Here is a 10,922-nt window from a genome sequence, read left to right as displayed (position 1 = left end):
CCCTTCTCTCATTTTACATGATACAAGGGGCTGGATGTGCATATTCAACTTTCATTATTGATGATTTTTCGTCAATTTTCGCGCTTGTTTTAAATCTCTCTCTACACGCGAGTTTAATCGTTTCTCTATAAGCTTGCCAACCCACCAAAGCACGACAATCGCAACACCTGCAATAATCAGTCTTACAGGGCTTGTTAAGAGTGATTTTAAATCATAGCCAAGCACGCTCATTCCTAAAATCATAACGAACTTCCCTGCCAATAATACCACTAAATAAAACTTTTTATGCATATGAGATAGCCCCGCTACGATGTTTACAATGACTGAGGGTGTAAAAGGAAAACAAAGTAATACAAACAGGGGACTTATCCCATTCATATCTACCCATTTAATTAGCTTTTCTACCTTTTTACTGCCTGTTACAAATCGAAGCTTGGGATGCTTGCCAAAATGTCGAACAAGCAAAAATACTGCATATGAACCAGCTACAGATCCTAGCCAGGATAATAAAAAACCAAGCCATAAACCAAATGCGCTCGCATTGGCCACAACAAACACGACCAAAGGTAAAAACGGTAAAAACGCCTCTATAAAAGGTAATAATAAACCAATGACCGGGCCAAATGTTCGATATTGTGCCGTAATTTGCTCAATATTTTCTACAGTAAACCATTCATTCAAAATCAACACCTCTATTTATACTGCAAAATTAAATGTAAAATTGTTAACTTTTCCGATGTATTTTTATACTCATGTGGCTGATGTCCTGAGAATACTAGTGTATCCCCTTCTTCTAGTAATTCATGCATATCTCCAGCAGAAATGGTGGCTTGTCCTTGGATAACAGTCACAGTTTCTTCTACCCCTTCCGTGTGGGCTTCACTCCTGCTAGAGGCGCCAGGCTCCATTTCAATCTTATAAAGTTCCCAGCCACGTTCTGGATTATAAGGAATAATGGAATACACACGATATCGTCCCTCGTCTTCATCTACATGTGGCGCATCCTTACTACTATATTTCATGAAATGAGCTGTAGGAGGTTGTAATAAGCACGAAAATGAAGTACGCATACCCGCAGCGATTTTCCAAATCGTTGATACTGTAGGATTCGCCTCTCCCTTTTCAATTTGTGCAAGTTGAGCTTTACTTACCCCTGTAGCTTTGGCAACATCGTCTAAGCTTAATTGACGTTGCTGCCGAATCTTCTTTAATTGAAATGCTAAATTTCGACTCATTTGCTCCATTTTTATTCACCAATTTCTATTGTTTATTTTATCAGACATATGTATACTTTAATAAACATTAAGAACTATCAAACTATTCCATCATTAGTATACATGGAAATTTTTAAGAAAGGATGACCTATTTATGACAAGTACAACAGAATTTCAGAATGAAACAACAAACACGCCAGACGATAGCTTTTTACAAGGCGTTAAAGATTGTGTTCCCACTTTACTTGGCTATATTAGTATAGGACTCGCTTTCGGTGTTGTAGGTTCCGCTTCTGGATTATCTGTACTCGAAATTGCACTTTTAACTATACTCATCTATGCAGGCTCCGCACAATTTATCTTTTGTGCACTTCTTCTAACAAATAGTCCTGCTTCTGCTATTATTGTAACCATTTTTGTCGTAAATTTACGTCATTTATTAATGAGTTTAACATTAGCTCCTCATTTTACACGCTATTCCATGCTCAGAAATGTTGGTTTCGGCACATTATTAACAGACGAAACATTCGGTGTAGCTGTTACAAAGCAAATGCAAACTGGTAAGCTATATGGCAAATGGATGGATGGGCTGAATATCACTGCTTACTCATTTTGGATTCTTTCTTGTGTAGCTGGCGCATATTTGGGGCAATGGGTGGCAAACCCTGAAAAATGGGGCTTAGATTTCGCATTGATCGCCATGTTTGTGGCACTTCTTGTACTCCAACTTGGCAGTGTAGGGAAAAGTAAAATAATGCATTATCTTATGTTAATCGGTTATATGGCTGTCATTATGTATGGCCTTTCCTATATTGTGCCTTCGCATGTGGCTGTTCTTCTTGCAACAGTTATTGTAGCAACTATAGGGGTGGTGACAGATAAATGACGACAACCGCTTCTATGGTATGGCTCATCATTGGCTGTGCACTTGTAACTTGGCTACCACGTATCATTCCTTTTATGTTCGTACGAAGTGTGAAACTACCAGACGTTGTAATGAAGTGGTTAAGCTTTATCCCTGTCTGCATTTTAAGCGCTCTTGTTATTGAAAACTTACTGGATACTGAAAGTGGAAAAATCGTCACACTCGATTGGCCTGTCTTTATTACATTTGTGCCAACACTTATTATTGCACTCGTTACAAAAAGCTTATCTATTACAGTTGTAGCTGGGGTTATTATTATGGCAGCTGTTCGTTTTTTCATGTAAAAAGGTCAGTCCTAAAAGTGAAGCTATCACTTTGGACTGACCCTTTTTAAACAAGACCTTTATTTTTTTTCATTTTACTCGCTAACCAAAAGCCTACTGTTAACGAAAATGCATCGATAACAAATATAATAGGCGGGGAAGTATAACCTGCATATACAGATGCCGCAATAAGAGCAATCGCCAATATTAGTGCCACATAACGATTATACGTAATTCTTGTAAACAATAACACGAGTAATGCTGGCAAAAATAACGCTAACATCATTTTCCCGAAAACATCCATCATATATCCCTCGGCTCAGCTAGTAATAATCCTATACGGTAATGATCATTGCTATAGATAACATGCTGTGTTAAGCGTACTTCATTGTTACGATCTACTATTTCTAGACGGCAATGTGCAGCATTTAATTGCAAAGCTTCGTATAAATCATTTTCAGTATAAATGGAATGCCCATTTACTTTACGAATACATTCCCCTGCCAGTAAGCCCATTTTTTCAGCTGGTGAATCCGGTAGGACAGCCGCAATTATAGCACCCTTTGAGCTTGGTGCAACTGCATAAATTTCCGTTTTATCTTGCAGCGCATAGAAGATTGAAATAATGATACGACTCACTACACCAAGTGCCAACGTTATAAAGCCGATGACTGGCTCCAAGGCTGCTGCAAGTCCACCTATTAAAATTACCTGTCCTAGCATTAGCACTGATCGGCCAATTTTAGGCAATTGCAAAGCCGGTAATTCTTTTCTAGTAAGCTTTGAAAATCCTATAACGACTGGAAATAGTACGAGTGCAAAGGTACTCTCTCCTATTGTAAACTGTGGCCAATACGGAAAATCTGCCGGAATAATATTACCAGGCATTACAAAGAAGATTGGCAGTACCCATACATTTCTTGAACGATAGACAATTGCCTGCATACCTCGCTTCGTTTTTTCAACTCGCGGTGTCGTTACCTTCATTGCTATTCGACGAATTAACATGCCCTCAGCAATCACACATAGACCAGCTAAAATAGTAATCGTTACAATGGGACCGGCCAATAAATTTACACCTTCTAAAGAGATTTTCCACCAAGAAAATGTCCAATTATATTGAAACATCGCCCATATTGCTAAAGTAGCAAGCCCCATCGTATAGATTGGTGAAAGTGCATTAATGAAGAACAGTAATAATGCTAATGCAGAAATGGCTATTAAAATCATTAAGAAAGCTTTGGGCACTGTTAAACCTAAACCAACGCTTACTAGCGAAATGAGAAGGGCATATAGCCAACCATATTTCCATTGCCCAATTAGCTCTGTCCAACCCCAAATAATACGTCTATTAAAAAATTTACGCTCCTGTTTTACACGACTATAACCTAATAAAATCGCAAATAAAATTGCAATATAAATTAATGGGTTGAGTAAGAAGCGGCCAATCGCTGTCACAATTTCTATTAATATATCACTAACCATACGAACACCCGCCGTTTCTGTCTTAAATACTATGAATTTATTGTATCAAACGACTACACTCTTGCGTAGTACAAACTAGTAGAAAGCTTACTATTCTTATTTTTTCTTTATTCAGCGGATGTCACGGATTTTGAAATATGCACGGTGCAAGTCAGATTTATATTATTCACTATTCAATATTGTGCAGTAAAAAGCTTGTCGCCATTTGGAACTGTAAATCATTTTGGCGATCTTCTTTATATTTTTTCAACGTTTCATTTAAACTGTTAAAGAAGGTAGTATCTATATAAATATTCTCTTCTGCCTGTTTTAACTTCTTATCCTCCCGATAAAGCTTAACAGCCTCCTCCGTCGATTCATCCAAGTAACCGTCTAAACGAGCAATTTTATAGCCTAGCTTTTTCAAAGCATTTTGCGTATAAGCAATTTCCTCACTCATATCGCCCTCTTTAAACTTCCCTGATAATGGATGCATTTGAAAAGCAAATAATTCATTTTGTTCAATAACTAAATTAGCCTCAATACCTTGCCCATGAATCCATTCACGTTTTGGTGTGAGCCATTTATTTGTGGACAGTTTAAGCTCCCCACCATTTGTCAGAGACCAAGATTCCTGCACTGTTCCCTTCCCAAAGCTCTTGACACCAACAATTGAGGCGCGTCCCCAACCTTTTAAAGCACCACTAAGAACTTCACTAGCCGATGCACTGCCTGCATTCTGTAAAATAACAATCGGCATTTTGTACATTGTCTGTAAATATTTTTCATCAAAGCTTTTTGATTCCGTTTTTAATGGTTCCATAGCACCTTCAGCATTTTGCATATACGCAAACACTTTGCCATTCTCCAATACAGTGCTCAGTAGCGCTGCGACGCTATGTAAATAACCACCTGGATTATCTCGCACATCAATAACTAACCCTTTTATATCTTTTCGAAGCAATTTACTTGTTTCGGCAACCCACTCATTTGCCGTCTTCTCACCAAAAAGTGCGATTTCTACATAGCCTATCGGAGTATTTTCTACGTCCAATATTTCACTTGATACTGTTTTGTTAGAAATTGCTGCTCGTTCCATCGTCATTTTAATATGTTTATCTTCACTTGGACGATAGACGACAATAGTTACTTTCGTCCCCTTTTCTCCTTGAATTAAATGCATTAATTCACTCATCGTTTTACCATCTACTCGAACGCCATCAACTTGTACAATTTCATCGAGAGAGCGCATTCCTGCTTTATCTGCTGGGGACGAACGGACAGGAGACACAACAATAAATTTCCCGTTACTTTCAGTTAGCTCAATACCAATGCCCACTCTTTCCTCGGCTAACATTTGTCGGTGTTGTTCTGCCTCTTCCTTCGAATAATAGGTGCTGTAAGGGTCCTTAATAGCGTCGGCCATACCACGAAGTGCCCCCTCCACCAATGCGTCTTTTTCCGTACTGTATACAGATTTTTTCTCAATTAAATTCAACGCTTCATTGATTGATCCAACCTCTGTGACGACTGGCTCCTTTTTATCCCCTAGATTAAACCAGTCAAAATAAAATCCACTACCTAACAATAAACTACTAGCAAGTACGCCGACACCAGCCATTATTTTGCGCAAACCTTCCCTCCTCCGTCTCTTTTACTGTATGACTTTTATTTTTCAAACATACAAGATTAAGCTTCAAAATAATTTGGTGAATACTATGCTTTTTGTTTCGTGGGTATTCTATCGGCTAGCGCGGGTACTTGCCTTTCTAGTGTGGGTATTCTTGCGCGAATCGCGGGTATTTCCCTTCCTCGCGCGGGTATTCTTGCGTGAACCGCGGGTATTTCCCTTCCTCGCGCGGGTATTCTTGCGTGAATCGCGGGTATTTCTCCTCCTTGCGCGGGTATTCTTGCGTGAATCGCGGGTATTTCCCTTCCTTGCGCGGGTATTCTATAAACAAGTAAATATTCACATAAAAAAATCTGCTTCGTTTCTATGAGAAAACGAGCAGATTCTTTGAATTTATCTTCTATTGTTTAGTCTAATGCTTCCACATAGCTCTTTAACATATCAACATTCATTGGCCCTCTAATTGCACGTTGAATATATCCATTTGAATCAATAAAATATGTTGTAGGAATCGTTAATACTTGATAATCTAAGCCAACTTCGTTTTTCATGTCAAGTAAAATAGGGAATGTTAACTCAAAGCTATCTCTAAATGTCATTACGGTATCAATCTTTGCGTCATCTGTTACATCACGTTCACCCTGTGTTAAATTGACAGCTACTATTTCTACATTATCTTTTTTAGCATTTTGTTCATAATATTTTTGCATATGTGGCATTTCTGCCTTGCACGGTGGACACCATGTTGCCCAGAAATTTAACACGACTTTCTTTCCTCGAAGCTCACTCAATGTCACATTTTTACCATCTAAACTTGTTAAAGTAAAATCCGGTGGTGTATCTCCGTTGTTTAAACCAATCTTCCGGTCATCCATTTCTTTTCCAAGAGAAGCTGTTTCAATTTCACGATCCTTATCAATCTGCTGTTTTACATATGTACCAATCATCGCGGCTATTAACAACACGACGACGAGCAGCCCTATATTTTTTTTCATTCCTTACCTCCCATGCTTTCTTTTTGAACAATATTATGTAAATATTGCCTGCAAATCGCTATACCTAGTATAAGTAATATGACGCTCACACCTACAGCCGGTTGCCATAAACCATGCGGCTGAAAGAAGGCAACAATCATAAGCCCAATCGTATATAAAAATAATGCACGATTGATAGCCGTTATTTTCCATAATATGAGGACTGTTAGTGTACTTAGCACAATTAAAGTACTTACTTCGCTAGTGGTCTGATTGTCATTTAATAACACCACAAGCCATTGATAGATCGATTGCGTTAAAATGATTGCCCAGCTACAGGCAGTGATTCCAGTTGCGTCAAACTGTAATTTTTGTCGCTTCCGCCAAAGCTGTAGCGATGCTGCCATTACCCCTAAAAAGACACCGATTGTTCCACCATTGAAATAAAGGAGTGCAAACGGTTGAGCAATAACAGCTTTAAAATCAGTAACAATTATGCTAAATTTCCAAACAAGAATAAAAGTAAGGGCTGCGTCTCCATATACCTCCGACCATTTCTTCGGAAATTGTACTCGTAATACTAGCCATACAATGAAAAATGCCGCAAGAAGAGCGACAGCTGTTGCTGGTAATGTTAGTGTCCTAATAGAGAACCATTCTGTATTATTCACCTAATAAATCCTCCGCAAGTAAAGTTAGATTCAGCATAGCATACAATCTTTATATGAACTGTTATTTCACACTGTGTTCAAAAAATCTTCGGAAAACATGAAAAGAATATGCTTTTTATGAGCAAATATATTGTAATACCCCACAAGGTATTTATATTACTAATACTAACATAAAATGTGGCACAACTAGGAAAAATATTTCCAACAATTATCTACCAAAACAATTTTAAGTTCAATGTTTAAATTTCCCGATGAATGCTGAGGTGATTCACATTATGAGGCTTCCCTAAAAGTTCCGCCGACTCCCCCTCCCTTAAGGGCGTTCTATCCGTCATTTCGATGATTCTATCAGTCACTTTGCTTCTTCTATCCGTCGATTCGATGATTCTATCCATCAGTTTTGGTTCTTAACATCACGCTTGAAAAAACCTAACTAAAAAAGCTATACATTAGATGGAATTCTAATGTATAGCTTTCATTATTTTTACAACGGAATATATTTTAATGGGTTGACACTTCCGACTGCTTGTCCTTGCCAAGCGCCGATATGCACTTCAAAGTGTAAGTGCGGTCCTGTTACACGTCCTGTGCTACCCATCGTAGCAATTTGTTGGCCTTGGGATACTTCTGTGCCAACACTAACGTTGAAGGAATTTAAGTGTGCATACACTGTCGTATAGATTTGACCGTCGATAGAATGTGTAACGATGACAACATTACCATACGAGCTAAGTGGTGCCGCATAGGAAACAACACCGTCAGCAGCTGCCCAAATTGGAGTACCTGTACCATTGGCAAGATCGACTCCATAGTGGAATTCTGAACCAGCACCAATATTACGCCAGCCATATGGCGATGTTAAACGACCATTTGTTGGCTTAATCCATGTACCATTCGATTGTGGAGCAGTGACTGTTGAAGAAGACCCACCACCACTATTGCCTGAATTAGATGCCTTGGTTGGGGCTGCTGCCTTCGCTGCTGCGTTTGCCTTCGCTGCTGCTGCTGCGTCTGCCTTGCGTTTCGCTTCTTGTTGACGGGCAACTTCAGCTAATCGTTTTTGTTCATCGATGATCTTTTGTTGTAATTCATCACTAATTTCAAGTGCCTCAGAATATTCTTTCTCAAGCAATACTTTTTCTGACTTCAGCTTTTCTTGTTCTTTTTCTAATTGATCAATTAATTTGTTTTTCTCAGCTTTTTGTCCATCCAATGATGCTTTTAAACGATCAAGTTCAGCTTTTTTATCTTCAAGCTTTTGGCGTTTGCCTTCTAAGACTTGCTTTTGTTCCTCTAATTTTTGCTTGTCCTCTTTTTGATCTTGGATAATTTGTCGATCCGCTTCAAGCAATGCATTGACAGCAGAGAATCGATCGATAAAATCTACGAAGCTATTAGAACTAAGTAGTACGTCTAAATAGCTAACGGTACCACCCGCCTGAATGGCACGAGCACGATCCTCTAGCAATAAATCACGCTCTTCAATTTTGCGCAGAAGCTCTGCTATGGAATCTTCTAAAGACTTTATTTCTTTATTTGTAGATTGAATTTCTGCCAATACATTTTTGATATTGCTATTAGTTTTATCAATTTCAGCATTTAATGTTTGAATTTGATCTAATAATTTTTGTTGCTTGTCTTCATTTGCTGTAATAGCATTTGTTTTATTTTTGATGGATGAATCTAAGCCATCCTTCTTTGATTCAATTTGTCTTTTTTCATCTTTTAAATCCGATAAACTATTGGCATACGCTGATGGAGTTTGGATAAAAAGAAATAGTGCAGATGCTGCAGCAAGTGTTTTTATTGAGTTTTTCGCCATACTTTTCACCGGTTGAACTCCTTTTCGACTAATTATTTTGAATGATAACCTATTGGGTTGATTTCATTTCCAACCGGGCGCTTTCCTGGGGCGTTCGATGAGCCGCTTCACTCGCATGGCTCGCTAATCCCCTAGGTGTCGCCCAACCTTCTTCCAATCAACTTATATATATGGAATACGTTTAAAATGTCATCCCAACTTTTTATGATAAGCCTAACGAAAGCTAAATTTTTAAAAACTTACGTACTGACATGAAGCTTCCCCAAACACCGATTAGGACACCAATGAGTAATAGTAGACCGCTTACTTGGTACACAAGAGGTGAGAAATCAAGTACTTGAACAAGTTCACCCTGTAATCGAGGCGCAATAATTTTATATACATTGTGGTATAGGGTTGCGATAACCGTAATCGGAATAATAGAACCTAAAATTCCGAGCCACATGCCTTCTAATATAAATGGGATACGCACGAACCAGTTTGTTGCTCCTACAAGTTTCATAATTTCTATTTCATCACCACGTGCAATGATCGTAATTCGAATTGTATTAGAAATTAAGAAAATCGCTGTAAATAATAACCCTAAAATAAGCACTGTCCCTACGTTACGGCTAATATTCAAGACGTTAAAAAGCTTTTCTACTTTGCCTTCACCATACATAACATTATATGTATTCTCGAATTTATCAATTTTCTTAGCGACAGTAGCCGTTTGCTGAGGATCTGAAGCCTTCACATAAATAACATTACGTAATGGATTACTTTGCTCAAATAGTTTAAAATCTTCCCCAAAATCTTTTACTAATTTGGTTAACTCATTTTCCTTTGTCGAATAGTTCATCTCTTCGATATCTGGCAATTTCTTTATTTTTTCCATGAGTGCTTTTTCAGCAGCTTCATCAGCTGTTTCATCAATTAATACTTTAATTTCAACATCGTTCTCTAAATCAGATGCTACTTTATTTAAATTCATCATAATAAGCGCAAATACGCCCACTAATATTAATGTAACTGTAACTGCACTTACTGAAGCAATGGTCATCCAGCTATTACGGCCAAGTGACTTTAGACTTTCTCGGAAGTGACGTTTCACCGTATTAAATTTCATAGCCGTAATCACCTCCGTGCTCATCACGGACAATCATTCCGCCTTCAATCGCAATTACCCGACGTCGAATCGTATTCACGATTTCACGGTTATGGGTTGCCATTACAATAGTTGTACCTCTTGCATTAATTTCCTCAAATAAATTCATAATATCCCACGATGTCTCAGGATCAAGATTCCCGGTAGGTTCATCTGCAATAACGACCTTCGGTACATTGACAATAGAGCGCGCAATCGAAACACGCTGCTGTTCGCCACCTGAAAGTTCATTAGGGAACATTCTCGCCTTTTGCTTCAGCCCCACGAGCTCCAGAACCTCCATTACTCGACGTCGAATTTCCACTGGTTCCTCTTCAATTACCTCTAGTGCAAATGCCACGTTTTCATAGACATTCAAACGAGGAAGTAGTTTGAAATCTTGGAAAACGACTCCAAGCTGACGACGTAAAAAAGGTACTTTTTTATTTTTTAATGTAGCTAAATCTATGCCATTAACAGTGATTTCTCCTGAAGTAGCTTTTTCCTCGCGGTACATTAACTTAATGAATGTCGATTTACCTGCACCACTTGGACCTACAACATAAACAAATTCACCTTGCTTTATGTTAACGGAAATCCCATTTGCCGCAACAACGCCACTTGGGTACTTCTTTGTCACATTTTTCATTTCTATCATATTTAAACCACCTAAATCTCTTACCTATGTAAGAGGTATTTCGTTAACTATTATAGCACTCTATATCTCCCTTTTTTATTACAGTTTCATTTCATTCCGTGGCAGTTCTTGCTATTTCGTTCCTTCATTGCCATTTTCGAGACGAAATTGTCATAAAACTCGACATACAAGAAAA

The 10,922-nt window shown here is 38.3% G+C and carries 13 protein-coding genes; 2 read left to right on the top strand and 11 right to left on the bottom strand.

Translation table 11 applies throughout. The features are described from left to right. Positions 1–54: 54 nt before the first annotated feature. The gene (locus FJQ98_RS04350; protein ID WP_082340267.1) at positions 55–681 is read right to left on the bottom strand and encodes a TVP38/TMEM64 family protein; all 627 of its coding nucleotides are present in this window, start codon (positions 679–681) and stop codon (positions 55–57) included. Positions 682–692: 11 nt separating this feature from the next. Further along, a complete protein-coding gene (locus FJQ98_RS04345; protein WP_053596321.1) occupies positions 693–1,244 on the bottom strand; it encodes a helix-turn-helix domain-containing protein in 552 nt (183 codons plus the stop codon). A gap of 124 nt (positions 1,245–1,368) precedes the next feature. Here FJQ98_RS04345 and FJQ98_RS04340 point away from each other — a divergent pair, with 124 nt between their 5' ends. Both FJQ98_RS04340 and FJQ98_RS04335 read left to right on the top strand, forming a co-directional pair. Further along, complete coding sequence (locus FJQ98_RS04340; protein ID WP_053596322.1) at positions 1,369–2,100, top strand: AzlC family ABC transporter permease; 732 nt, start codon at positions 1,369–1,371, stop codon at positions 2,098–2,100. Beyond that, a complete protein-coding gene (locus tag FJQ98_RS04335) occupies positions 2,097–2,423 on the top strand; it encodes an AzlD domain-containing protein (RefSeq protein ID WP_053596323.1) in 327 nt (108 codons plus the stop codon). Before FJQ98_RS04340 ends, FJQ98_RS04335 begins: the two co-directional genes overlap by 4 nt. Before the next feature lie 46 nt (positions 2,424–2,469). Here the strand turns inward: FJQ98_RS04335 and FJQ98_RS04330 are convergent, their stop codons facing one another. The 9 genes from FJQ98_RS04330 to ftsE form a co-directional block, all read right to left on the bottom strand. After that, on the bottom strand, positions 2,470–2,706 hold the full coding sequence (locus tag FJQ98_RS04330) for a DUF2198 family protein (RefSeq protein WP_053596324.1): 237 nt from the start codon (positions 2,704–2,706) through the stop codon (positions 2,470–2,472). Continuing rightward, the gene (locus FJQ98_RS04325; protein ID WP_053596325.1) at positions 2,706–3,887 is read right to left on the bottom strand and encodes a PDZ domain-containing protein; all 1,182 of its coding nucleotides are present in this window, start codon (positions 3,885–3,887) and stop codon (positions 2,706–2,708) included. Before FJQ98_RS04325 ends, FJQ98_RS04330 begins: the two co-directional genes overlap by 1 nt. 169 nt (positions 3,888–4,056) lie before the next feature. Next, positions 4,057–5,499 carry a S41 family peptidase gene (locus FJQ98_RS04320; protein ID WP_053596326.1) on the bottom strand — a complete coding sequence of 481 codons (1,443 nt, stop codon included), beginning with the start codon at positions 5,497–5,499 and terminating at the stop codon, positions 4,057–4,059. A 136-nt stretch (positions 5,500–5,635) separates the two neighbouring features. Then, the gene (locus FJQ98_RS04315) at positions 5,636–5,839 is read right to left on the bottom strand and encodes a hypothetical protein (RefSeq protein ID WP_143114972.1); all 204 of its coding nucleotides are present in this window, start codon (positions 5,837–5,839) and stop codon (positions 5,636–5,638) included. Between the two features lie 64 nt (positions 5,840–5,903). Further along, positions 5,904–6,491 carry a peroxiredoxin family protein gene (locus tag FJQ98_RS04310; protein WP_053596327.1) on the bottom strand — a complete coding sequence of 196 codons (588 nt, stop codon included), beginning with the start codon at positions 6,489–6,491 and terminating at the stop codon, positions 5,904–5,906. Beyond that, entirely contained in the window at positions 6,488–7,141 is a 654-nt protein-coding gene (locus FJQ98_RS04305; RefSeq protein ID WP_053596328.1) for a hypothetical protein, read from the bottom strand. Before FJQ98_RS04305 ends, FJQ98_RS04310 begins: the two co-directional genes overlap by 4 nt. A 484-nt stretch (positions 7,142–7,625) precedes the next feature. Beyond that, positions 7,626–8,972, bottom strand: a complete 1,347-nt coding sequence (locus FJQ98_RS04300) for a murein hydrolase activator EnvC family protein (RefSeq protein ID WP_053596329.1) — start codon at positions 8,970–8,972, stop codon at positions 7,626–7,628. A gap of 214 nt (positions 8,973–9,186) precedes the next feature. Further along, the gene (gene ftsX, locus FJQ98_RS04295) at positions 9,187–10,071 is read right to left on the bottom strand and encodes a permease-like cell division protein FtsX (RefSeq protein ID WP_053596330.1); all 885 of its coding nucleotides are present in this window, start codon (positions 10,069–10,071) and stop codon (positions 9,187–9,189) included. Further along, the gene (gene ftsE / locus FJQ98_RS04290) at positions 10,061–10,747 is read right to left on the bottom strand and encodes a cell division ATP-binding protein FtsE (protein WP_053596331.1); all 687 of its coding nucleotides are present in this window, start codon (positions 10,745–10,747) and stop codon (positions 10,061–10,063) included. The genes ftsX and ftsE overlap by 11 nt, the downstream gene beginning before the upstream one ends. Positions 10,748–10,922 lie beyond the last annotated feature (175 nt).

This window comes from Lysinibacillus agricola, assembly GCF_016638705.1.
GTDB classification, from domain to species: Bacteria; Bacillota; Bacilli; order Bacillales_A; family Planococcaceae; genus Lysinibacillus; species Lysinibacillus agricola.
The sequence above is the reverse complement of the archived record's forward strand: the minus strand, read 5'-3'. Positions and strand labels throughout refer to the sequence as shown.

What these genes read in the sequence shown, in the direction of transcription:
- FJQ98_RS04345 (WP_053596321.1), bottom strand. Translation starts at nt 1,244, where the DNA reads ATGGAGCAAATGAGTCGAAATTTAGCATTTCAATTAAAGAAGATTCGG.
- FJQ98_RS04340 (WP_053596322.1), top strand. Translation starts at nt 1,369, where the DNA reads ATGACAAGTACAACAGAATTTCAGAATGAAACAACAAACACGCCAGAC.
- FJQ98_RS04335 (WP_053596323.1), top strand. Translation starts at nt 2,097, where the DNA reads ATGACGACAACCGCTTCTATGGTATGGCTCATCATTGGCTGTGCACTT.
- FJQ98_RS04330 (WP_053596324.1), bottom strand. Translation starts at nt 2,706, where the DNA reads ATGGATGTTTTCGGGAAAATGATGTTAGCGTTATTTTTGCCAGCATTA.
- FJQ98_RS04325 (WP_053596325.1), bottom strand. Translation starts at nt 3,887, where the DNA reads ATGGTTAGTGATATATTAATAGAAATTGTGACAGCGATTGGCCGCTTC.
- FJQ98_RS04310 (WP_053596327.1), bottom strand. Translation starts at nt 6,491, where the DNA reads ATGAAAAAAAATATAGGGCTGCTCGTCGTCGTGTTGTTAATAGCCGCG.
- ftsX (WP_053596330.1), bottom strand. Translation starts at nt 10,071, where the DNA reads ATGAAATTTAATACGGTGAAACGTCACTTCCGAGAAAGTCTAAAGTCA.
- ftsE (WP_053596331.1), bottom strand. Translation starts at nt 10,747, where the DNA reads ATGATAGAAATGAAAAATGTGACAAAGAAGTACCCAAGTGGCGTTGTT.